Below are 22588 nucleotides of genomic sequence, written 5' to 3'. Positions count from 1 at the left end.
CGCCGCAAGGCCTCGACATTGACATGGAGCAGTGAAGCTCCCAGCGGCCGCGAGGGCTGCTGGGGGCTTTTTTCATTTGGGAGTCCAGACCGTGACCGGATCCAAACCACAACCCCCCTGGCGAGTCGGGGTGCTTTTCTCATCGACGGGCGTGACCGCGGCCGTCGAGCGCACGCAGCAGGCCGCAACCCTGCTCGCGATCGAGGAGGTCAACGCGAGCGGCGGGGTGCTCGGGCGGCCGATAGCGCCGGTGGTGCTCGACCCGGCCTCGCGGCCGCCGCGCTACCGCGAGCTGGCCAAGCAGCTGTGCGACCAGGCGGGCGTGGCCGTGATCTTCGGCTGCTACATGTCGAGCACGCGCAAGGCGGTGCTGCCGGTGGTCGAGGCGCATCGCGCGCTGCTGTTCTATCCCACGCTCTACGAAGGCTTCGAGTACTCGCCGAACTGCGTCTACACGGGCGCGGCGCCGAACCAGAACTCGGTGCAGCTGGTGCGCTACCTCACGAGCCATTTCGGCAAGCGGCTGTTCCTGATCGGTTCGGACTACGTCTATCCCTACGAATCCAACCGGATCATCGCGGACCTGTTCCGCCAGGCCGGCGGCGAGGTGCTCGACGAGATGTACGTGCCGCTGCGCGTGGCCGACATCGACATGCCGAAGGTGATCCGGCGCATCGAGGCCGCGCAGCCCGACGTCGTCTACTCGACCGTGGTCGGCGACGGCATCGCGCGCTTCTACGAGGCCTACGGCGAGGCGGGCTTCGACCAGCAGACCCATCCGATCGCGAGCCAGTCGACGCAGGAGGCCGAGATCGCGCAGATGTCGGCGCGCGCGGCCGCGGGCAGCATCACGGCGGCGCCTTACTTCTCGACCCTGCAGACGCCGGCCAACCTCCGATTCGTCGCGGCCTGGCGCAAGCGCTTCGGCACCGGCCTGCCGATCACGGCCTGCGCGGAGTCGGCCTACTTCCAGGTGATGCTCTATGCGCAGACGCTAGCGCGCGCGGGCAGCGACCGGCTCGAGGCGATGCTGCCGCACCTGCACGAGCACGAGTTCGACGCGCCGCAGGGCCGGGTGCGCATCGACCAGGAGAACCACCACACCTACCTCTGGCCGCGCGTGGCGCGCGTGGATGCGCAGGGCACGTTCCAGGTGGTGGACGATCCGGGCCTGCGCGTGAAGCCCGATCCCTACATGTACGAGAACCGGTTCGATCCGCTCGCGGGACGACCGGCCTGAGGGAAGCGGAGGCGCCATGACCATTTCGCTGCTGCGCGAACTGCCCGAGCTCAAGATCGTCGTCGTCCATCCGCCGGACGAGGAGGGCGATGCCCTCGTCAGCCACCTGCGCCGCGTGGGCTGCATGGTCAGCATGGCCTGGCCCATGCCGGCCACCGTGCCGCCCAATGTCGACGTGCTGTTCCTGCTCGTCGAAGGCGAGTCGCGCCAGGCCACCGAGGCGCTGCTCAAGTCGATGCCGCGGCCCGAACCGACGGTGATCGCGATCGTCAACTACGAGGACCCGACCACCCTGCAGCTGGTGCTCGAGAGCGCGGCCTTCGCGGTGGTGCAGAAGCCGATCAAGCCCTTCGGCCTGCTCGCGCACCTGGTGACCGCGCGCAGCCTGTGGGCCGAGCGCCAGGCGATGCTCAAGGAGAACCGCAAGCTGCGCCGCAAGATCACCAGCGACCAGGCCATGAGCCGCGCGAAGACGATCCTCATGGCCTCCAAGGGCATCAGCGAGGGCGAGGCCTACCAGGCGATCCGCGCGCAGGCGATGGCCAAGCGGCTGTCGATGGAACAGATCGCGAGTTCGATCATCAACATGGAAACCCTGTTGCACCCGTCGCCTTAACTCGCTAGCATGACTGCATCGAGTCGGTCCTCCGGCTCGGTGGCTGCATCCCCTTGATTCGTCAGGCGCCGATGCAGCCGGCACCGGGAACCATGTGTGTTCTCCGGTCCACCTGGCAATGAAGCCCACGCCGCGGTCCCCACCGCGTTGTGGGTTTTTTTTCGCCTGCGCCCGACAGTGCTGTCGGCTGGTTCCACCCATCGAGTTCTTCAACCATTCGTCAGCGCATGGTCGCTGCGTCACGTCCCGAGGTTCCATCATGTCGACAACCAACCGCCGCCACTTCCTCGTTTCCTCGGCCGCTTCCGCGGCTGCCCTCGCGTCGCCCGCGCTGATGCGCAGCGCCCACGCGGCCGACACCATCAAGGTCGGCGCGCTCTATTCGCAGACCGGCGGTCTCTCGATCGTCGAGAAGATGCTCGCCAACGGCGTGCGCATGGCCGTGGCCGAGATCAATGCCGCGGGCGGCGTGATGGGCCGCCAGGTCGAGGTGGTGCTCGAGGACGGCGCCTCCGACCCGAAGACCTTCAACGAGAAGGCCTCGAAGCTGATCACGCGCGACCGCATCGAGACCGTGTTCGGCTGCCACACCTCGGCCAGCCGCAAGGCGGTGCTGCCGGTGTTCGAGCGCCGCAACGCGATGCTGTTCTATCAAACGCACTACGAAGGCTTCGAGTGCTCGAAGAACGTGGTCTACAGCGGCGCGGTCGCCAACCAGCAGCTGGCCAACTACGTGCCGTGGATCGTCGAGAAGCTCGGCAAGAAGAAGTTCTTCATCGTCGGCTCCAACTACGTCTATCCGCGCGAGATGTCGAAGGTCAGCAAGAAGCTGATCGAGCAGTCGGGCGCCAAGTGGGTGGCCGACGAGTACCTCGAGCTCGGCCATTCGGAGTGGGCCTCGGTGGTGCGCAAGATCAAGGAGTCGGGCGCCGACGTGGTGCTCTCGCACGTGGTGGGTGATTCGCTCGTGGCCTTCTACCGCGAGTACAAGAACCAGGGCATGTCGCAGGCCGCGGTGCCGATCTGCGCCACCGTGATCAGCGAGATCGAGATCGCGGCCATGGGCGGCGAGTACGCGGCGGGCAGCTACACCTCGGTGCCGTACTTCATGTCGATCGACACGCCGGCCAACAAGTCCTTCATCGAGCGCTACCGCAAGTTCGTCAACGACCACAAGGCCGTGACCTACCACTCGCTCGAAGCCGCTTACTTCCAGGTCTTCCTCTGGAAGCAGGCGGTGGAGGCCGGCAAGGCCACCACGGCCGATGCCATCCGCGCCAACATCGGCGGCCAGAGCTACGACGCGCCCGGCGGCAAGGTGCGCATCGATCCCGAGAGCCTGCATGCCTGGGTCACGCCGCGCATCGGCCAGTGGCAGGCCGACGGCCAGAGCAAGGTGGTCGACGCGAGCCCGCAACCGGTGCGGCCGCTGCCGTACTTTGCCTACGGCGAGACCGACGCCAACCTGATCTGCAAGCGCAACGGCGCCGCGCCGGTGAAGGCCTGAAAGAGGCCTGAACAGCCGTTCGCGGGCGCGGCGGCATGTGCCGTGCCCGCATTCACCCTCGAGAGAAAGACTTCCGATGTTGGACGTACTCCTGATCGGGCTCAGCATGGGCTCGATTCTTCTGCTGGCCGCGCTCGGCCTGGTCATCATCTACGGCGCGATGGGCGTGGTGAACATGGCGCACGGCGAGATGATCATGGTCGGCGCCTATGCCGCGGTGCTGGCGCAGATCTGGCTCGGGCTCGGGCTGTTCGCCGCGATCCCGATCGCCTTCGTGGTCGCGGCCGCGCTGGGCCTGCTGATCGAACGCTGCGTGGTGCGGCGCCTCTACGGCCGGCTCGGCGACACGCTGCTCGCCACCTGGGGCGTGGCAATCCTGGTGCAGCAGGCGGTGCGGCTCGAAGGCGGCCTGGCCTTCTTCGGCATCCACATCGAAGGGCTGGGGCCGGGGCTGCAGAACATGCCGATCCCCGCCGTGCTGCAGGGCGCGGTGATGGTCGGCGACACGCCGATCAATGCCTACCGCGCCTTCATCGTGGCCTGCACCGTGGTGCTGACCTTCGCGACCTGGCTGCTGCTCTACCGCACGCGCATCGGCATGCAGGTGCGCGCCATCATCCGCAACCCGCGCATGGCCGCGGCCTGCGGCATCGACGTGCAGCGCGTCAACGCCTGGACCTTCGCCTTCGGCGCCGGCCTGGCCGGCATCACCGGCGTGCTGGTGGCGGGCTTCAAGACCGTCTCGCCCGACATGGGCACGGCACTGGTGGTCGACAGCTTCCTGGTGGTGGTGTCTGGCGGCGTCGGCAGCCTGCTCGGCGCGGTCGTCACCTCGATCGGCCTCGGCGAGGTCACGGGCGTGGTGGCGGCGGTCAGCAACGACATCCTCGCGCGCGCGGTGGTGTTCGGCCTGGTGATCCTGCTGATCGTGGTGCGGCCGCAGGGCCTGTTCTCGTTCAAGGGGCGGTGAGCGGCATGGGCACTCCTCTGGACCGGCGCGCGACCTTCGCCGCCTACGCACTCTTCCTGGCCCTGGTCGCGCTGGCACCGCTGGTGCTCGACGGCTTCTGGCTCAACCGGCTCGCCAAGTACCTGGTGTTCGGCATGCTCGGCATCGCCGTCGCCATGAGCTGGGGCTATGCCGGCATCCTGAATCTGGGGCAGGGGCTGTTCTTCGGCCTCGGCGCCTACATGCTGGCCATGTCGCTGAAGATGGCCAGCCCCACCAGCCTGCAGCATGGCGGTGCCAACCCGGTGCCGGACTTCATGCTGTCGAACGCGCAGCCCGGCGCCACCGTCGACCTGTGCTGCATCAACCCGGGCGCCTTCCTGTGGCAGCCGTTCCAGTCGCAGGGGTTCGGCCTCGCCATGGGCCTGCTGCTGCCGGCGCTGGTGGCCTTCGTGCTCGGCGCGCTGCTGTTCCGCAAGCGCATCGCGGGCGTGTTCGTCTCGATCGTCACGCTGGCCCTGGTGCTGCTGGTGCGCCTGCTGCTGGTCGACGCGCAGCCGATCACCAACGGCTTCAACGGGCTGTCGGACCTGGCCTGGCTGCGCATCGCGGGGCACGAGCTCGATCCCTACGGCGTGTCGACCTACTACCTGGTCGCGGGCGTGCTCGCCGTGGTGCTGGTCGGCGCGCGCGCGCTGCTCGCCACGCGCGCCGGCGTGATCCTGCGCGCCACCTCGGGCGATCCGCAGCGCGCGCGCTACCTGGGTTTCGACGTGGCGCACTACCAGACCTTCTTCTTCGCGCTGTCGGCGGCCATCGCCGCGGTGGCCGGGATGCTCTACGTGGTGGTGGCCGAGTTCGCCTCGCCCACCTTCATGGACCTGAGCTTCTCGATCACCATGGTGGTGTGGGCCGCGGTGGGCGGGCGCGCCTCGCTGCTGGGCGCGTGCATCGGCGCGATCCTGATCAATATGCTCGAGGCCACGGCGAGCGAGACCCAGTCGCTGGTCGAGGCCTGGCGCGTGATCGTGGGGCTGACCTTCGTGCTGGTGGTGCTGTACCTGCCCAAGGGCATGGCGGGCTGGGCGCACGACCTGCTCGAGCGCATCGGCCAGCGCCGTGCTGGCGGAGGTGCGCCATGAGCGACATCGCACTCGAACTGCATGCGCTGGGCGTGAGCTTCGGCGGCTTCAAGGCGGTGGACGGCGTGTCGCTGCGCGTGGCCGAGGGCGAGCTGCGCGTGCTGCTGGGCGCCAACGGCGCGGGCAAGACCACGCTGATGGACCTGATCTCGGGCAAGACGCGCAGCACCGAGGGGCGGGTCGAGCTGCACGGGCGCGACCTCACGAACTGGCCCGAGTACCGGATCGCACGCGCGGGCATCGGCCGCAAGTTCCAGATCCCGAGCGTGTTCCGCGAGCTCACGGTGCGCCACAACCTGTGCGTGGCCGCGAGCCGCGAGCCCTCGATCCTGCGCAACCTGCGCTGGGGCTTCGGGCGCGAGACCGACCGCCGTGTCGACGAGATCCTGGCCCTGGCCGGCCTCGAGGAGGTGCAGCAGCAGCAGGCCGGCGACCTGAGCCACGGCCAGACGCAGTGGCTGGAGCTGGGCCTCTTGATCGCGCAGCAGCCGAAGGTGGTCCTGCTCGACGAACCCACGGCCGGCATGACGGCCGGCGAAACGCGCAAGACCGCGCAGATCCTCAAGAGTCTGCGCGGGCGCCACACCATCCTGGTGGTGGAGCACGACATGGCCTTCGTGCGCGACATCGCCGAGCGCATCACTGTGCTGCACCTGGGCCGCGTGCTGGCCGAGGGCAGCGTCGCCGAGATCGAACGCGATGCGCGCGTCCGTCAGGCCTACCTCGGATCTCACGGAATCGCATCAACATGCTGACACTCGCCAACGTCGACAGCTATTACGGCCGCAGCCACGCGCTGCAGGACGTGAGCCTCTCCATCCCGAAGGGGAAGATCACCGCCATCCTCGGGCGCAACGGCATGGGCAAGACCACGCTGCTGCGCACCCTGATGGGCAGCATGGTGCGCGCCACGGGCCGCATCGAACTCGACGGCCTGCGCATCGACGGGCTGCCCATGCACCTGCGCGCGCGCGGCGGCATCGCCTACGTGCCGCAGGGGCGCGAGATCATCCCGGACTTCAGCGTGCGCCAGAACATCCTGATGGGTGCCTTCTCGGGCCGCGGGCCGCGCGCGATACCGCCGCTGGCGCTCGAGCTGTTCCCGTACCTGGCGGCCAACCTCGACCGCCCGGGCGGCGTGCTCTCGGGCGGCCAGCAGCAGCAGCTCGCACTCGCGCGCGCCCTCGCGGCGCAACCGAGCGTGATGCTGCTCGACGAACCCAACGAGGGCATCCAGCCCTCGTTGGTGCAGGAGATCGAGGCCGCGATCGCGCGCATGAACCGCGAGCTCGGCCTGACGATGGTGCTGGTCGAGCAGAACATCGACTTCGTGCGCCGCGTGGCCAGCGGCTTCGCCATGTTCGAGAAGGGAGCGATCGTCGAGAGCGGTCCCATCGAGCAGCTGAGCGACGAGATCATCGATCGCCACATGACCTTCTGAATTTCCCTTTTTGTCTCCCTCTTCATTCACCGCATTCACGAGGAGTTTCTTCGCCATGAGCCAGACCACCCCCGCCATCGACCTCGCCACGCTGACCGTCGACACCGTGCAGGAAGGCTTTCGCAACGGCAGTTTCACGGCCGAGTCGCTCGCGCACGCCTGCCTCGCGCAGATCGAGACCTGGAACGGGCGCTACAACGCCATCATCTTCCTCAACGACGAGGCCATCGACGACGCGCGCGCCATCGACCGCCGGCGCGCGGCCGGCGAGGCGCTCGGCCCGCTCGCGGGCGTGCCCGTGGTCGTCAAGGACCCGATGGACATGGTCGGCTTCCCGACCACGGCCGGCTGGTCGCTGCTGCACGGCAAGAGCGGCGGCGTCGACCTGATGCCCGCCACCGACGCGCCCGTGGTGGCGCGCATGCGCGCTGCCGGCGCCGTCATCCTCGGCAAGACCAACGTGCCGGTGCTGAGCCACACCGGCACCCATGCCGACGACAGCTGGGCCGGCCCCACGCTCAACGTGGTGCTGCCCGATCGCGTGCCCGGCGGCAGCAGCGCGGGCACGGCCACCGCGGTCGGCGCCAGCATGGCCGTGCTGGGCCTGGCCGAGGAGACCGGCGGCTCGATCCAGAACCCGGCCTCGGCGCAGGACCTGGTCGGCATCAAGCCCACCATCGGCCTGGTGCCCAATGCGGGCGTGATGCCGCTGTCGGGCAACCGCGACGTGGTGGGCCCGATCGCGCGCACCGTGAAGGACGCGGCGCTGTGCCTCGACGTGCTCGCGGGCTACTCGCCCGAGGATCCGAAGACGCTGGCCGGCGTCGGCAAGAAGCCGGTGGGCGGCTACACCGCGCAGTTCGGCAGCCGCAACCTCGCGGGCGCGCGCATCGGCCTGTACGGACCGGGCTGGCGCACCCAGCCGCTGTCGGCCGAGGCGAGCGAGCTCTATGCGCGCGCGGCAAAGGAACTCGTGCAGCGCGGCGCGGTGCTGGTCGACGATCCCTTCGCCGACAGCGGCTTCGCGCAGCTGCGCCAACCCACGCTGCCGCTCACGAACTTCGATGCGCGCGGCATGGAGTCGGTGCCCTACGACCTGCAGAAATACCTCGAGCGGCTGGGCCCCGACGCCGCGCTCAAGTCCTTCGCCGATTTCGCGAAGGCGACCGAGAAGGAATCCGCCTTCGCCCCCGGCGGCGTGCTGAGCTACCTGCACAACCTGCCGCAGTTCGCGGCCGCGCTCAGGTCGCCGGGCACGCCGCCCGACCTGTCGGACTTCATCGCGCTCAAGGAGGCCTATCTGCGCATCGTCGACGCGGTGTTCGCGCGCAAGCAGCTCGACGCGCTGGTGTTCCCGCAGATGCGCGAGGAGCTGCCGGTCACGCGCGGCGGCACGATCCAGGAGACCACGGTGGGCGAGCTCAACATCGCGGGCCTGCCGGCCGTGACGGTGCCCGCGGGCTACTACGCCTCGGGCGCGCCGTTCGGCCTGCTGTTCGTCGGGCCGCTGTGGAGCGAGGCGACCCTGCTCGCGCTGGCGCACGACTACGAGACGGCGACGCGGCATCGCAAGGCGCCGTGGCTCGCGGCCGCCTGAGCGCAGCGTACGGAGCGCCGTCTCCGTACTTTCCCGGGCGATGTATAGCTCTGCTCAATACATTGCCCGAAAAACTTGAATTGGACGAATAGAAGCTTCGAGCGGACAGTGCACCCAGCGCGAGACGACAAGGTCTCCGAGACAAGTCACTGATTTCCAAAGGAGCTTCCCGATGACATTTCAAGCCGAGACCGTCCTGGCCAATGGACGGCATTACGCGAAGCCGCGCGCGCCGGTGGTCGTGGTGTGCGTCGATGGCTGCGAGCCCGACTACATCACGCAGGCGATCCAGGCCGGCGCGGCGCCGTTCCTGCAGTGCATGCTCGAGCAGGGCAGCTCGCTGATCGGCGACTGCGTGGTCCCGAGCTTCACGAACCCGAACAACGTGTCGATCGTGACCGGCGTGCCGCCCTCGGTGCACGGCATCTGCGGCAACTTCTTCTACGACGTGGCGGCGGACAAGGAGGTCATGATGAACGACCCCGAGTACCTGCGCGCGCCCACGCTGCTGTCGGCCTTCTCCGATGCCGGCGCGCTGGTGGCGGCCGTGACCGCCAAGGACAAGCTGCGCACCATGCTCGGCCACGGCCTGCGCGGCATCTGCTTCTCGGCCGAGAAGGCCGACAAGGCGACCGTCGCCGAATGCGGCATCGACCGGGTGCTCGATCTGGTCGGCAAGCCCGTGCCCTCGGTCTACAGCGCCGACCTCAGCGAGTTCGTCTTCGCCGCCGGCGTGCGCCTGCTCGAGACGCGCAAGCCCGACCTGATGTATCTCTCGACCACCGACTACGTGCAGCACAAGTGCGCGCCCGGCACGCCCGAGGCCAACGCCTTCTACGCGATGATGGACGGCTACCTCGCGCGGCTCGACGCACTGGGCGCGGTGATCGGCCTCACGGCCGACCATGGCATGAGCCCCAAGACCGACGCGGCCGGCAATCCGCGCGTTCTCTACCTGCAGCAGGAACTCGATGCGCGGCTCGGCGAGGCCAGCACGCGCGTGATCCTGCCGATCACCGATCCCTACGTGGTGCACCACGGCGCGCTTGGCTCGTTCGCGACGGTGTACGTCAACCGCGCGCCGCTGGAACAGGTGCACGAGGCGCTGGCCGGTCTGCCCGGCGTGGAGCAGGTGCTCACGCGCGACCAGGCGGTGCGGCAGTTCGAGCTCGCGGGCGACCGCATCGGCGACCTGGTCGTGGTCGGCGACCACCTGACGGTGCTGGGCACCAGCGCGGCGCGGCACGACCTCAGCGGCCTCACGGTGCCGCTGCGCTCGCACGGCGGCATCTCGGAGCAGAAGGTGCCGCTGCTGTTCAACCGCGCGCTGCAGGGCGTGGACCCGCGCCGCCGGCTGCGCAACTTCGACGTCTTCGACCTGGCCCTGAACCATGCGGGCGCCGCCCACTGAAGAGGTCCAGATGTCCCAGGAATTCTTCAATCCCGTGCGCAGCGTGTACGGGGCAGGGGCTCTGTCGTCCCTGCCGAAGCTGCTGGCCGGCCGCAAGGCCGTGGTCGTGACCTTTCCGGAGGCGCGCCGCTTCGGGCTCGTCGACCGGCTGCAGGCCCTGCTCGGCGACGGCTTGGCCGGGGTGATCGACGCGGTGCTGCCAAACCCCGACGTGGCCGAACTGCGGGCCCTCTACGAGGCGTTCTGGCAGGAGTCGGCGCAGGCCGAGGTGCTGGTCGCGGTCGGCGGCGGCAGCGCGATCGACACCGCCAAGGCGCTGATGGTCGGCACGCGAAGCGGCCGCTTCGACGACCTGGTGGCGGCCCTGGCCGCGGGCGGCCCCTTCGTGCCGGCGCGCGTGAAGACGCTGATCGCGGTGCCGACGACCGCCGGCACCGGCAGCGAGGTCACGCCCTGGGCCACGATCTGGGACCGCGAGGCGCAGCGCAAGCATTCGCTGCACCTTCCCGAGACCTGGCCCAGCATCGCGATCGTCGACCCCGAGCTGATGCTCTCGCTGCCGGCCTCGGTGACGCTGCAGAGCGGTCTCGACGCGCTGTCGCATGCGCTCGAGGCGATCTGGAACGTGAATGCGAACGCGCTGTCCGACACCTTCGCGGTCGCGGCGGTGCAGCAGATCTTCGAGACCCTGCCGCTCTTGATGGACAAGCTCGACGACCTCGATCTGCGCGCCCGCATGGCGCTGGCCGCGCTGCAGGCCGGCATGGCCTTCTCGAACACCCGCACCGCGCTCGCGCATTCCATCTCCTACGAGATGACCCTGCGCTATGGCCTGCCGCACGGCATCGCCTGTTCGTTCCCGCTGCCGATGGTGCTGCGGCGCGCGATCGGGCAGGACGCCGGCCGCGACGCGGTGCTCGAGCGCGCGCTCGGCCCGCTGGACCGCGCGCCGGAGAAGCTGGCCGGCTTCATCGAGCGCCTGGGCGTCAAGACGCATTTCTCGGACTACGGCGTGTCGAGCGAGCAGGCGGACCGCATGGTCGCGCATGCGCTGACCGGCGCGCGCGGCAAGAACTTCATCGGCACCCAACAGAAGGAGGCGGCATGAACGCCATTCTCGACAGACAGGACATCCGCGTCGAAGCGCTGCGCATCGGCGGCGAGAAGGTCCACACGCCGCGCACGATCGCCGTGCGCAACCCCTACACCGGCGAGACGGTGGGCACCGTCGCCATGGCCACGCTGGAGGACGTGCGGCGCGCCTACGAGATCGCGCACGCCTACGTGCCGCGCCTGTCGCGCTACGAGCGCTCCGCGATCCTCAACCGTGCCGCGCTGCTGCTGCGCGCGCGCACCGACGAGGCCTCCACGCTGATCACCAGCGAGTCGGGCCTGTCGAAGAAGGACAGCATCTACGAGATCGGCCGCGTGGCCGACGTGCTGAACTTCGGCGCCAACGAGGCGCTGCGCGACGACGGCCAGGTGTTCTCGTGCGACCTCACGCCGCACGGCAAGCAGCGCAAGGTGATTACCACGCGCGAGCCGTTGCTGGGCGTGATCACCGCCATCACGCCCTTCAACCACCCGATGAACCAGGTGGCCCACAAGGTGGTGCCCTCGGTCGCGACCAACAACCGCATGGTGCTCAAGCCCTCGGAGAAGGTGCCGCTGTCGGCGCTGTACTTCGCGGACCTGCTGTACGAAGCCGGCCTGCCGCCCGAGATGCTGCAGGTGATCACGGGCGACCCGCGCGAGATCGCCGACGAGATGTTGACCCACCGCCACGTGGAGCTGATCACCTTCACCGGCGGCGTCGAGATCGGCAAGTACATCGCGAACAAGGCCGGCTACCGGCGCATCGTGCTCGAGCTCGGCGGCAACGACCCGCTGATCGTGATGGACGACGCCGACCTCGACCGCGCCAGCGATCTCGCCGTGCAGGGTTCCTACAAGAACTCGGGCCAGCGCTGCACCGCCGTCAAGCGCATGCTGGTGCACGAGAAGGTGGCCGCGGAGTTCACCGAGCGCGTGGTGGCCAAGACCCGCGCCTGGAAGTTCGGCGATCCGATGGATGCGGGCAACGACATGGGCACGGTGATCGACGAGGCCGCGGCGCGCCGCTTCCAGGCGGTGGTCGAAGAGGCGGTCGCGCAGGGCGCGCGGCTGCTGGCCGGCAACGAGCGCGAGGGCGCGCTGTACGCGCCGACGGTGCTCGACCGGGTGCGCCCCGAGATGACCGTGGTGCGCGAGGAGACCTTCGGCCCGGTGTCGCCGATCCTGCGCTTCGCGAACATCGACGAGGCCATCGCGATGTCGAACGGCACCGCCTTCGGCCTCTCGTCGGGCATCTGCACCAACCGCATGGACGACGTGATGCGCTTCGCCAAGGAGCTCAAGGTCGGCACCGTCAACCTCTGGGAGGTGCCGGGCTACCGGATCGAGCTCACGCCCTTCGGCGGCATCAAGGACTCGGGCCTTGGCTACAAGGAAGGGGTGCAGGAGGCGATCAAGTCGTTCACCAACTGCAAGACGCTCTCGCTGCCATGGTGAGCCCACCGACAATGGACTGAACGGCGCGCGGCCTCGCATCGACATGCGATGCGAGGCCGCGCGAACCGAAGAGCGCCGGCCAGGCGCCCGATGACTGCCAGGAGACACGATGAAACCCAACGACAACTGCCCGATCGACGCCATGCGCCGCCGATTGCTGACGGGCGCCGGCGCCGGCGCCGCGCTCTCGCTCGGCGAGCTGCTCTTTCCGCGGGCGGCGCAGGCCGCCCCCAAGCGCGGCGGCACCTTCGTCTACACCAACACCTACCCGAACAACCGGATGGGCGATGCGCGCACCGGCCGCCATCCCCAGCACTGGCTCGACCTCAACAACCGCAGCGCCTACAACGCGCTGACCTGGGTCGACGAGAACCTCGAGGTGCAGCCCGAGCTCGCCACGGCCTGGGAGCCGAGCGCCGACCTCAAGGTCTGGGACATCACGCTGCGCGAAGGCGTGCTGTTCCACGACGGCCGCGAGATGACGGCCGACGACGTGGTGTCGTCCTACCGCTTCCACCAGACCGCGACCGGCTACGCCAAGCAGATCGTCAAGGTCGAGAAAGTGGGCAGGAAGGTGCGCATGACGCTGGACGCGCCGAACAGCGAGTTCCCCTACGTGCTCGCCGAGTACCACCTGATGATCATGCCGGCGGCCGAGAAGGACGCGATCGGCCTCGCGGGCATCGGCACCGGGCCGTTCCGGATCGCGAGCCTCGATCCCAAGCGCCGCATCATCCTCGAGCGCAACGAGAAATACTGGCGCGCCGGCTTTCCCTACCTCGACCGGCTCGAGGTCGTGAGTTCGCCCGGCCGCATGGAAGGCGCGCTGAACGGATTCCGCGGCGGCCTGTTCGATGCCGTGATCGGCGTCGACCCCGGTCTGCTGCCCGACCTCGAGCGCACGCCCGACCTCAAGTACAGCCTGTCGAGCAGCGGCGACCAGGCGCTGATGGTGATCCCCAAGGTCGAGGGCTCGCCGCTCGACGACAAGCGCGTGCGGCAGGCCCTGGCGCTGGCGGTGGACCGCGAGAAGATCATCCGCATCGTCTACGGCAAGAAGGCCGGCTGGGTCGGCAACGACTCGCACCTGACGCCGGCCAATGCCGCCTTCCAGCCGCTGCAGCGCATGCACGACGTGGCACGGGCGCGCGCGCTGCTGGCCGAGGCCGGCCATCCCAACGGCGTGAAACTGCCGACCTTCTATTTCGCGCCCACCTGGCCCGAGGTGCCGTGCGTGTTCCAGGTGCTGGCCGAGTCGGTGAAGGAGGCCGGCATCGTGCTGCCGATCGAGCAGCGGCCGAGCGACGGCTACCGCCAGTGGCGCGTCGAGGATGCCGAGAAGACGCGCAAGCACCGCTTCGCCTACACGCCGGCCGGCCCGCGCAATCCGGGCGTGAGCCTGTACCGGCTGCGGCCCGACAACAACGAGAGCGGCTACTGGCGCGGCGCGGGCTGCGACGAGTACATGGCGCTCTACCAGAAGTCGCTGGCCGAGCCCTCCACCGAGAAACGGCGCGCGAACTACGTGCGCATGCAGGAGATCCTGCGCGACGAGGTGCCGACCCTGTCCGCGGGCGGACGGCGCAACCTGCTGATCCACAAGCCCAACGTGCACGACCTGCGCAACCACTCGCAGTTCTGGTCGATGCGCTTCGACGAGGTCTGGAAATCGTGAGCCGGCCCCGCATCCCCTTCACCGAACCGCGCGCGAACGGCGACCCATCATGCTCATGACCTTCCTGCGGCGCGTGGGCCTCTACGCGCTGACCCTGCTGCTGGCCTCGATGCTGGTGTTCGTGGCGACCGAGGTGCTGCCCGGCGACGCGCTCGAAGTCAGCCTCACGGCCGACGAGATCGCGATGATGAATCCCGAGGACCTGGCGCGAAAGCGCCACGACCTCGGCCTCGACCGGCCGGCGCCGGTGCGCTACTTCGAGTGGCTCACGGGCGCCATGCGCGGCGATTTCGGCAAGACCATCCTCGGCGGCACGCCGGTGGTCGAGATCATCCGCGAGCCGGTGAAGAACTCGCTGCTGCTCGCGGCCGTGACGGCGCTGGTGGCCATTCCGGTGTCGCTGCTGCTGGGCATCGTCGCGGCCTTCTGGCGCGGCCGGCTGCCCGACACGCTGGCGTCGATGGGCGCGGTGATCGGCTACTCGATCCCCGAGTTCGCCTCGGGCAACCTGCTGGTGCTGGTGTTCGCGATCTGGATCCCGGTCTTCCCGGCCGTGATCCTGGCCTTCGCCGACGCGCCGCCGTCGGCGCTGCTGGCCGTGTCGGTGCTGCCGGTCGCGACGATCGTGTTCGGCTCCATCGCCCACCTGGTGCAGCTGATCCGCACCGGGCTGATCGAGTCGCTGGCCAGCGACTACGTCGAGCGCGCCCGCTTCACCGGCCTGGGCGAGCTGCGGCTGATCCTGCGCCATGCGCTGCCGGCCTCGGTGATCCCGGCGCTCAACTCGGCCGCGCTCTACGTGGCCGGCCTGCTCAGCGGCATCGTGGTGGTCGAGAAGGTGTTCGGCTATCCCGGGCTCGGAATGATCCTGCTGCAGGCCGTCGACAAGCGCGAGGTGCCGATCGTGCAGGCCATCAGCCTGCTGGCGGCCCTGGCCGTCGTCTCGATGAACCTGCTGGCCGACCTCGCGGTGGCCGCCCTCGACCCCCGCGCCAGGAGCCGCTGAATCATGATGTTCAAGATCAACCACCACGCGCTGCTGCGGCCCGTGGCCCTGTTCGGCATCGGCATCGTCGTGCTGCACCTGGCCGTCGCGCTGGCCGCGCCCTGGATCGCGCCCTACGACCCGATGTCGCTCAACGGCGGCCGCGCCGAGCCGCCGAGCGCCGAGTTCTGGCTCGGCACCGACGTGCTGGGCCGCGACTACCTGTCGCGCCTGCTGTGGGGCGGACGCACGGCGCTGCTGGCCGCCTTCACGGGCGTGGTCGTTGCGGTCGGCGTCGGCAGCATCCTCGGCGTGACGGCCGCCTACCTCGGCGGGCTGTTCGACGACGTGATGATGCGCATCGTCGACCTCAAGCTGGCGCTGCCGGGCATCCTGTTCGTCGCACTGTTCGCGGTCGGCTTCGGCGAATCGCTGCCGGTGCTGATCGTGCTCATCGGGATGGTGTACTTCCCGGGCGTGATCCGGATCGTGCGGGCCCAGGCGCTGACACAGGTGCAGCTGGGCTACGTGAAGGCCGCGCAGCTGCGCGGCGAGGGCACGGTGTCGATCATCCTGCGCGAGCTGCTGCCCAACACGCTCGACGTGGTCTACGTCGAGTTCGCGATCCGCATGTCGCACGCGATCCTGCTGCTGAGCTCGCTGTCCTTCCTGGGCATGGGCATCTCGCCGCCCACGCCCGACTGGGGGCTGATGGTCGCCGAGGGCGTGAGCCAGCTCGCGTTCGCACCCTGGCTGGTGCTGGCGCCGGCGGTCTTCATCTCCACGCTGGTGGTGGGACTCAACTTCGGCGCCGAGGCGCTGGCACGGGCCCTGGGACTGGACGCCACGCGCGGCCAGGACGCGGCATGAAGGAACAGGCAACGATGAAGCATCCCGAATCCAACGCGCTGGCACGGCGCCAGCAGGGGGCGCGCCGCATCGGCGGACGGCTCGAGGTCCAGGGCCTGGGCATCGGCTACCGGCGCGCCGACGGAGAGATCGTCGGCGCGGTGCGCGGCGTCGAGTTCACGGTCGAGGCCGGCAGCAGCCTGGGCATCGTCGGCGAGAGCGGCTCGGGCAAGTCGACCGTGGCGCGCACCCTGCTGGGCCATTGCCGGCCCGGCGGCGTGATCACCGCGGGCGCGGTGCGCATCGCGGGCGAGGACATCCTGCGCCTGGACGAACCGGCGCGGCGCCGGCTGCGCGGCCGGCACATCGCCTTCGTGCCGCAGAACCCGCTGAGCTCGCTGACGCCGCACATGCGCATCGGCGACCAGGTCGACGAGGCCGTGCGCCACCTGCGCGGCTGCGGCGCCGCCGAGGCGCGGGCGCGCACGCTCGAGCTGTTCGAGGCCACCAACCTGCCCGATCCGAAGGGCATCTGCGCGCGCTTTCCGCACGAGCTCTCGGGCGGCCAGCGCCAGCGCGTGGTGATCGCCGCGGCGCTGGCCGGCGACCCGGGCGTGCTGGTGCTCGACGAGCCGACCACCGCGCTCGACAAGACCACCGAGGTCCAGGTGCTGGAACTGGTGCGCACGCTGCGCGAGCGCTTCGGCACCTCGCTGATCTACGTGAGCCACGACCTCGGCGTGATCTCGCGCATGTGCGACCAGGTGATCGTGATGCACCAGGGCCGCATCGTCGAGCAGGGGCCGGCCGCGCGCATCTTCGGCGCGCCCGCGCATGTCTACACGCGGCAGCTGATCGCGGCCATTCCGCGCGTCGATGCCGAGCCGCCTGAGCGCGAGCAGCAGCAGGCGCAGGACGCGCTGCTCGTGGCCAAGGACCTGGCGTTCTCTTACCCGGCGCGCCGCCGCGCCTGGTTCCAGCCCCCGCCGGCCACGGCGCGGCCCGCGCTGGCGGGCCTGTCCTTCGCGATCGGGCGCGGCGAGACGCTCGGCCTGGTCGGCGAGTCGGGCAGCGGCAAGTCCACCGCGGCCTCGCTGGTCGCGGGGCTGATGGCGCCGTCGGGCGGCTCGCTGCACTTCGATGGCCAGCCGCTGGCCGCGAAGGCCACCGACCGCTCGCCGACGCTGCGCCGGCGGGTGCAGATCGTGTTCCAGGACCCGCTGTCCTCGCTCAATCCTCGCCAGCGCATCGCCGCCATCCTCGAGCGGCCGCTGACCCTGTTCACCGGGCTGCGCGGCCCGGCGCTGCGCGAACGCGCGCAGGCGCTGATGCGGGCGATGCACCTCGATCCGGCGCTGCTCGAGTGCTACCCGCGCCAGCTCTCGGGCGGGCAGCAGCAACGCGTCGCCATCGCGCGCGCCTTCGCGGCCGAGCCCGACCTGATCGTCTGCGACGAGATCACCTCGGCGCTCGACGTGTCGGTGCAGGCCCAGGTGCTGGAGCTGCTGCTCGAGCTGCAGCGCAAGACCGGCACGGCCTACCTGTTCATCAGCCACGACCTCGGCGTGGTCCGGCGCATGGCCGACCGCGTCGTGGTGCTGCGCCATGGCGAGGTCCGCGAGGCCGGCGCCACACGCCAGGTCTTCGATGCCCCGGCCGACGACTACACGCGCCTGCTGCTGCAGGCCACCGCCCTGCATTCCGTGACCGCCTCACCCGAAACCCTTGCCGCATGACCAAGTTCATCCATATCACCGATCCCCACCTCGTCGCGCCCGGCGAGATCCTGCACGGCCTGGACCCGTACGCGCGGCTCGCCGCCTGCGTCGACGACATCCTCGAGCACCACCGCGACGCGGCCTGCTGCGTGATCACGGGCGACCTCGCGCACCGCGGCGAGAGCGCGGCCTACGCGGCGCTGCGCACCCAGCTCGCGCGGCTGCCCATGCCGTGCTTCCCGCTGGTGGGCAACCACGACATCCGCGCGCTGCTGGCGGCGCAATGCCCGGGCGGGCCGAGCGACGGCAACGGCTTCGTGCAGGGCCGCTTCGACCTGGCCGACGCGAGCTTCCTGCTGCTCGACACGCTCGACGAAGGCCGCAACGGCGGCCTGTACTGCGAGCAGCGTCTGGCCTGGCTCGCGGCCGAGCTCGACCGACTCGGCGAGCGGCCGACCTACCTGTTCATGCACCACCCGCCGTTCGACATCGGCATTCCGTGCCTCGACCGCATCGGCCTCGCGAACCCCGAGCCCTTCGCGCGGCTGGTGGCGGGCCGGCGCAACCTGCGCCACCTGTTCTTCGGCCACGTGCACCGGCCGGTCTGCGGCAGTTGGCGCGGCATCCCGTTTTCGACCATGCGCGGCCTCAACCACCAGGTGCCGTTCGATCTGCACACCATCTCGCCGGTGCCCAAGAGCCACGAGCCGCCGGCCTATGCGGTGGTGTTCCTCGCGGCGGACCAGGTCACGGTCCACTTCCACGACTACCTCGACAAGTCCACGCTCCCGGCGCCCCGGGACGTTTCGAAATGAGCAGCCGGCGGCGCGCCGTCGTGGTGGTCTGCGACAGCCTGTGCGCGGACCTGGTCACGCCCGACGTGGCTCCCGCGCTCGCGGCGCTGCGCGCGCAGGGCGCCGACTTCGTTTCGGCGCGTGGCGTCTTTCCCTCGACCACGCGCACCAGCTCGGCCTCGATGGCCACCGGCTGCCTGCCGGCCGCCCACGGCCTGCTGGGCAACACCATGGTGCTGCGCGAGCAGGGCGCGCTGGTGCGGCTGTCGGTGGGCAAGCCCGACTTCCTCGAGCGCCTGCGCCGCGCCACGGGCCGCACCTTGCGGCGCCCGACCTGGGCCGAGCGGCTGGCGCGGCAGGGCGGCGCGATCGTCATGTCGAACGTGTCGCCGGGCGCGGCCTACCTGCAGGACCCCGACGGCTTCGGCCATGTCTACCACCGCGCCGGCTCGCGCGGACCGGGCGGCGCCGCATTGACGGACGGCCTGGCCATCGAGGTGGGCGCCGCGGGCGACCGGGCGATGACCGATCGCTTCTGCCGCGAGGTGCTGCGCGAACGCGCGCCCGCGCTGGCCGTGCTGTGGCTCTCGGAGCCCGACCACACGGCGCACGGCGTGCCGCTCGGATCGGGCGAGCACCTGGCGATGATCGCCCACGCCGATGCCTGCGTCGACCAGGTGCGGCGCACCGTGGAGGCGCTCGATCCGGCCGGCGACGAGATCCTGCTGGTCGCCTGTTCCGACCATGGCATGGAGACGGTGCAACGCAAGATCGACCTCGACGCGCTGCTGGTCGAGGCCGGCTGGAAGCAGTCGCGCGAATCGCGGGAGGTGGTGGTGGCGCCCAACGGCAATGCCGCGCTGCTTTACTTCGCCGACGAGGCGCGCGACGCCATTCCCGCGCTCGTGCGGTGGCTGCAGGACCAGGACTTCACCGGGCGTGTGTTCGCCGGCCGGGCCCTCGCAGAGATCGGCCTGCCGACCGAGGGCCCGCTCGGACTCGCGCTGGCGCTGCGCCATGACGCGAGCACCAATCCCCATGGCGTACCGGGCCGCAGCGTCTCGCTGCTGAGCCCGTTCAGCGATTCATCGCCCGTCGGCTGCGCGCAGCACGGCGGACTGGGCGAGCACGAACAGCATCCCTTTCTCTACCTGAGAGGGGGAGGGCTTCGTCCCGGCGAGCGACGCCAACCCGCGTCGCTGATCGACATCGCGCCGACCGTGCTGCGCCACCTCGGCGTGGCGGCGGACGGCATGCAGGGACGCGCATTGCAGTAGACGCGCCGCGTCTTTCGCTCCCCCGACGCCGGATGGATTCGTCACGCATGCGCGTGAGGGGCCCGCCTGCGCGTCGCCATCCCTGGGTCACCCCCACCACTCGAAGAAAAAGATGAAGAGACAAAGAAGATTCACCCCCGTCATCGCCGGCGGCGCCATGCTCGCCATCGGTGCCTGCCATGCCCAGTCGAGCGTCACGCTGTTCGGGCTGATCGACACCGGCGTCGCCCACTACCGCGTGCACGGCAAGGGCAGCCAGACCGCGCTGGCCTCCGACGGGCTCGCGAGCAGCCGCCTGGGCTTTCGCGGCCAGGAGGACCTGGGCGGCGGCCTGAGCGCGGGCTTCTGGCTCGAGGGCTCGCTCGCGGTCGACAACCCGACGTCCTTCGACCTCGCGCGGCGCTCGACCGTGAGCCTGGCCGGCCCCTGGGGCGAGCTGCGGCTGGGCCGCGACTACACGCCGACCTACCTGATCCAGTCGGACTTCTCGGGGCCCTGGGTCACCAACGGCGTCGGCGAGAGCATCGTCTACCGCGGCCGCGCCATCCTCTACGGCAGCGCCAACGCGGGTCAGAGCTCCCATGTGCGCGTGAGCAACTCGGTCGGCTACTTCCTGCCGCGCGACCTGGGCGGCTTCTCGGGCCAGTTCCAGTACGGCCTGCCCGAGGCGGTCGACGGCGGCGACGCGGAGCGCTACCTCGGCGGGCGCCTCGGCTACCGGCAGGGCGCGTTCCGCGTGGGCGCGGCCTACAGCCGGACCATGGGCGGGCCGAAGGCGCCGACCACGCGCCCGCGCGACATCCGCTCTGCCAGCATCGGCGTCGCCTACGACTTCGGCGTGGCATCGGTCGAGGCGCTCTACGCGCAGGACCGGGTGGAGATGCCGCTGGGCCACAAGCGCTTCGAAGGCGCGACCGTCGGCGTGACGGTGCCGGTCGGCCCCGGCGAGATCCGCGCGAGCTACGGGCAGGTGGCCTTCCGCTACCCGGGCGACCGCTCGCGCGCCAGCAAGATCGCGCTCGGCTACGTGCACCACCTGTCGAAGCGCACCGCGCTCTACGCGACCTTTGCCCACGTGCGCAACCGGCGCGGCGCCGCGTTGACCGTCGGCGGCGACGTCGCAGGCCTCGCCGACCACGCGGCCAGTGGCCAGAACTTCGGCATCCGCCACGCGTTCTGAGCGCGCCCGTCCCGCACAACCACCCCCACAATCCACGATTGGAGACAAGCATGCACCGTCGCGATCTCATCCGCCTGGCCTCGGCCGCCGCGGTCGCCACCTCCCTGCCGCGCTGGAGCTGGTCGAACACGCTGGCCCAGCGCGAACTGTTCCCGCTCGGCGTCGCCAGCGGGTCGCCGACCCCCGACGGCTTCGTGCTGTGGACCCGGCCGCTCGACGGCCCGGTGCCCGGCACCGTGCCCTTCGACACGCCGCGCCTGCCGCTGCCCGCCGCGCTGACGGTGCGCTGGGAGGTGGCCGAGGACGAGGCCTTCCGCCGCATCGTGCGCGCGGGCCAGGCGAACGCGCTGGCCGAGCTCGGGTACGCGGTGCACGTGGAGGTGTCGGGCCTGCGGCCGGACCGCTGGTACTTCTACCGTTTCATGCACGGCGACGCGGTCACGCAGACGGCGCGCACGCGCACCGCGCCGGCCCTGCACGCCATGCCCGGGCGCACGCGCTTCGCCTTCGTCTCGTGCCAGCGCTGGGAGCAGGGCCACTACGCGGGCTACCGCCACATGCTCGACGAGAACCTCGACCTGGTCGTGTTCCTCGGCGACTACGTCTACGAATACGCGATGCCGAAGAAGCCGCCGAGCTACCAGCTGGTGCGCACCCACACGCTGCCGGCCGCCAAGACGCTCGCGGACTTCCGCGACCGCTACGCGCTCTACAAGACCGACGCGCAGCTGCAGGCCGCGCACCGCGCCTGCCCGTGGCTCGTGACCTGGGACGACCACGAGGTGCAGAACGACTACGCGGGCCTCGAAGGCACCGGCCCGGCGGGCGACTTCCTCGCGCGGCGCGGCGCCGGCTACCAGGCCTTCTACGAGAACATGCCGCTGCGCGCCTCGGTGCTCACGCAGGGTGTCGGCGGGCTCGGCACGCTCGACGGCCTGCGCATTTACGAGCGGCATGCCTGGGGCCGGCTGCTGCGCTTCCACATGCTCGACACGCGCCAGTACCGCGACCGCCAGCCCTGCCGCGTGCCCGGCGAGGAATCGCCGAGCTCGGTGACGCCCACGGGCTGCCCCGAGCTGCGCGACCCCGCGCGCTCGATCCTCGGCAGCTACCAGGAGCGCTGGCTCGAGCAGGGCCTGGCGCAGGACGCCGCGCTGGGCGAGCGCTGGAGCGTGGTGGCGCAGCAGACCATCTTCGCGCAGCGCAACTACAAGCCGCTGCCGGCCGAGAGCTACCACCCCAGCACCTGGGACGGCTATCCCGCGAGCCGCCAGCGCGTGCTCGACGCGGTGCAGGGCGCGGGCGCGCGCAACACCGTGTTCCTCGGCGGCGACATCCACCAGAACTACGTCAGCCGCGTGCTGGCCGACTTCTCGCGGCCGCAGTCGCCGGTCATCGCGAGCGAGTTCTGCGGCACCTCGATCGCCTCGGCCAGCGGCACGGCGCAGAGCCGCGCGCAGGAGATCGCCGACAACAACCCGCACATCCTGCTCGCGCGTTCCGACCGGCGCGGCTATGCGGTGGCCGACGTGACGCCCGGGCGCTGGGTCACCTCGCTGCGCGTGCTCGACGACGTCGCACAACCCGACAGCGGCATCTCGACGCTGGCGCGCTTCGCGGTCGACGACTGCGTGCCGGGTCCCCGGGCGGTCTGACC

General features: G+C 70.2%; 19 protein-coding genes. All 19 read left to right on the top strand.

The window, feature by feature from the left end; genetic code table 11:
- The first annotated feature begins 91 nt into the window (after positions 1-91).
- The 19 genes from AC1HIL_RS32910 to AC1HIL_RS32820 all read left to right on the top strand — a co-directional run bounded on the left by AC1HIL_RS32910 (position 92) and on the right by AC1HIL_RS32820 (position 22586).
- A complete protein-coding gene (locus tag AC1HIL_RS32910) occupies positions 92-1240 on the top strand; it encodes a transporter substrate-binding domain-containing protein (protein WP_479669123.1) in 1149 nt (382 codons plus the stop codon).
- A 16-nt stretch (positions 1241-1256) separates the two neighbouring features.
- On the top strand, positions 1257-1856 hold the full coding sequence (locus AC1HIL_RS32905; protein ID WP_093346041.1) for an ANTAR domain-containing response regulator: 600 nt from the start codon (positions 1257-1259) through the stop codon (positions 1854-1856).
- Positions 1857-2115: 259 nt separating this feature from the next.
- Positions 2116-3363: a transporter substrate-binding domain-containing protein gene (locus AC1HIL_RS32900; RefSeq protein ID WP_479669124.1), complete on the top strand. Its 1248-nt coding sequence runs from the start codon at positions 2116-2118 to the stop codon at positions 3361-3363.
- 76 nt (positions 3364-3439) lie between these two features.
- On the top strand, positions 3440-4333 hold the full coding sequence (gene urtB / locus AC1HIL_RS32895) for an urea ABC transporter permease subunit UrtB (RefSeq protein WP_057591911.1): 894 nt from the start codon (positions 3440-3442) through the stop codon (positions 4331-4333).
- A 5-nt stretch (positions 4334-4338) separates the two neighbouring features.
- Complete coding sequence (urtC, locus tag AC1HIL_RS32890; RefSeq protein ID WP_479669125.1) at positions 4339-5454, top strand: urea ABC transporter permease subunit UrtC; 1116 nt, start codon at positions 4339-4341, stop codon at positions 5452-5454.
- Entirely contained in the window at positions 5451-6209 is a 759-nt protein-coding gene (urtD, locus tag AC1HIL_RS32885) for an urea ABC transporter ATP-binding protein UrtD (protein ID WP_479669126.1), read from the top strand. The genes urtC and urtD overlap by 4 nt, the downstream gene beginning before the upstream one ends.
- A complete protein-coding gene (locus tag AC1HIL_RS32880) occupies positions 6203-6895 on the top strand; it encodes an ATP-binding cassette domain-containing protein (RefSeq protein ID WP_479669127.1) in 693 nt (230 codons plus the stop codon). Before urtD ends, AC1HIL_RS32880 begins: the two co-directional genes overlap by 7 nt.
- Positions 6896-6950: 55 nt before the next feature.
- Positions 6951-8492, top strand: coding sequence for an amidase (locus tag AC1HIL_RS32875; RefSeq protein WP_479669128.1), 1542 nt, complete (start codon positions 6951-6953; stop codon positions 8490-8492).
- A 172-nt stretch (positions 8493-8664) separates the two neighbouring features.
- A complete protein-coding gene (phnA, locus tag AC1HIL_RS32870) occupies positions 8665-9903 on the top strand; it encodes a phosphonoacetate hydrolase (protein ID WP_479669129.1) in 1239 nt (412 codons plus the stop codon).
- A gap of 10 nt (positions 9904-9913) precedes the next feature.
- Positions 9914-11011, top strand: a complete 1098-nt coding sequence (gene psrA / locus AC1HIL_RS32865; RefSeq protein ID WP_479669130.1) for an iron-containing alcohol dehydrogenase PsrA — start codon at positions 9914-9916, stop codon at positions 11009-11011.
- Positions 11008-12453 (top strand): phosphonoacetaldehyde dehydrogenase, encoded by a 1446-nt coding sequence (gene phnY / locus AC1HIL_RS32860; RefSeq protein WP_422099179.1) that lies wholly within the window; start codon positions 11008-11010, stop codon positions 12451-12453. The genes psrA and phnY overlap by 4 nt, the downstream gene beginning before the upstream one ends.
- A 109-nt stretch (positions 12454-12562) precedes the next feature.
- On the top strand, positions 12563-14128 hold the full coding sequence (locus tag AC1HIL_RS32855) for an ABC transporter substrate-binding protein (protein WP_479669131.1): 1566 nt from the start codon (positions 12563-12565) through the stop codon (positions 14126-14128).
- 49 nt (positions 14129-14177) lie between these two features.
- Positions 14178-15134, top strand: a complete 957-nt coding sequence (locus tag AC1HIL_RS32850) for an ABC transporter permease (protein ID WP_093346069.1) — start codon at positions 14178-14180, stop codon at positions 15132-15134.
- A gap of 3 nt (positions 15135-15137) precedes the next feature.
- Positions 15138-15983, top strand: a complete 846-nt coding sequence (locus AC1HIL_RS32845; protein WP_261210613.1) for an ABC transporter permease — start codon at positions 15138-15140, stop codon at positions 15981-15983.
- A gap of 14 nt (positions 15984-15997) precedes the next feature.
- Entirely contained in the window at positions 15998-17698 is a 1701-nt protein-coding gene (locus AC1HIL_RS32840; protein WP_479669132.1) for a dipeptide ABC transporter ATP-binding protein, read from the top strand.
- The gene (locus tag AC1HIL_RS32835) at positions 17695-18495 is read left to right on the top strand and encodes a phosphodiesterase (protein WP_479669133.1); all 801 of its coding nucleotides are present in this window, start codon (positions 17695-17697) and stop codon (positions 18493-18495) included. The genes AC1HIL_RS32840 and AC1HIL_RS32835 overlap by 4 nt, the downstream gene beginning before the upstream one ends.
- Positions 18492-19751: an alkaline phosphatase family protein gene (locus tag AC1HIL_RS32830; RefSeq protein ID WP_479669134.1), complete on the top strand. Its 1260-nt coding sequence runs from the start codon at positions 18492-18494 to the stop codon at positions 19749-19751. The genes AC1HIL_RS32835 and AC1HIL_RS32830 overlap by 4 nt, the downstream gene beginning before the upstream one ends.
- A gap of 112 nt (positions 19752-19863) precedes the next feature.
- Complete coding sequence (locus tag AC1HIL_RS32825; protein ID WP_479672801.1) at positions 19864-20931, top strand: porin; 1068 nt, start codon at positions 19864-19866, stop codon at positions 20929-20931.
- Positions 20932-20981: 50 nt separating this feature from the next.
- Entirely contained in the window at positions 20982-22586 is a 1605-nt protein-coding gene (locus AC1HIL_RS32820) for an alkaline phosphatase D family protein (RefSeq protein WP_479669136.1), read from the top strand.
- The last annotated feature ends 2 nt before the right edge of the window (positions 22587-22588 follow it).

This window comes from Variovorax sp. ISS6, assembly GCF_056523145.1.
Note: the sequence above shows the minus strand (reverse complement) of the source record. Positions and strands in the feature narration are given on the sequence as shown.

Bases quoted from the DNA above. Each gene is read 5' to 3' on its own strand.
- AC1HIL_RS32905 (WP_093346041.1), top strand. From the start codon at position 1,257: ATGACCATTTCGCTGCTGCGCGAACTGCCCGAGCTCAAGATCGTCGTC.
- AC1HIL_RS32900 (WP_479669124.1), top strand. From the start codon at position 2,116: ATGTCGACAACCAACCGCCGCCACTTCCTCGTTTCCTCGGCCGCTTCC.
- urtB (WP_057591911.1), top strand. From the start codon at position 3,440: ATGTTGGACGTACTCCTGATCGGGCTCAGCATGGGCTCGATTCTTCTG.
- urtC (WP_479669125.1), top strand. From the start codon at position 4,339: ATGGGCACTCCTCTGGACCGGCGCGCGACCTTCGCCGCCTACGCACTC.
- urtD (WP_479669126.1), top strand. From the start codon at position 5,451: ATGAGCGACATCGCACTCGAACTGCATGCGCTGGGCGTGAGCTTCGGC.
- AC1HIL_RS32880 (WP_479669127.1), top strand. From the start codon at position 6,203: ATGCTGACACTCGCCAACGTCGACAGCTATTACGGCCGCAGCCACGCG.
- AC1HIL_RS32875 (WP_479669128.1), top strand. From the start codon at position 6,951: ATGAGCCAGACCACCCCCGCCATCGACCTCGCCACGCTGACCGTCGAC.
- phnA (WP_479669129.1), top strand. From the start codon at position 8,665: ATGACATTTCAAGCCGAGACCGTCCTGGCCAATGGACGGCATTACGCG.
- psrA (WP_479669130.1), top strand. From the start codon at position 9,914: ATGTCCCAGGAATTCTTCAATCCCGTGCGCAGCGTGTACGGGGCAGGG.
- phnY (WP_422099179.1), top strand. From the start codon at position 11,008: ATGAACGCCATTCTCGACAGACAGGACATCCGCGTCGAAGCGCTGCGC.
- AC1HIL_RS32855 (WP_479669131.1), top strand. From the start codon at position 12,563: ATGAAACCCAACGACAACTGCCCGATCGACGCCATGCGCCGCCGATTG.
- AC1HIL_RS32850 (WP_093346069.1), top strand. From the start codon at position 14,178: ATGCTCATGACCTTCCTGCGGCGCGTGGGCCTCTACGCGCTGACCCTG.
- AC1HIL_RS32845 (WP_261210613.1), top strand. From the start codon at position 15,138: ATGATGTTCAAGATCAACCACCACGCGCTGCTGCGGCCCGTGGCCCTG.
- AC1HIL_RS32840 (WP_479669132.1), top strand. From the start codon at position 15,998: ATGAAGCATCCCGAATCCAACGCGCTGGCACGGCGCCAGCAGGGGGCG.
- AC1HIL_RS32835 (WP_479669133.1), top strand. From the start codon at position 17,695: ATGACCAAGTTCATCCATATCACCGATCCCCACCTCGTCGCGCCCGGC.
- AC1HIL_RS32830 (WP_479669134.1), top strand. From the start codon at position 18,492: ATGAGCAGCCGGCGGCGCGCCGTCGTGGTGGTCTGCGACAGCCTGTGC.
- AC1HIL_RS32825 (WP_479672801.1), top strand. From the start codon at position 19,864: ATGAAGAGACAAAGAAGATTCACCCCCGTCATCGCCGGCGGCGCCATG.
- AC1HIL_RS32820 (WP_479669136.1), top strand. From the start codon at position 20,982: ATGCACCGTCGCGATCTCATCCGCCTGGCCTCGGCCGCCGCGGTCGCC.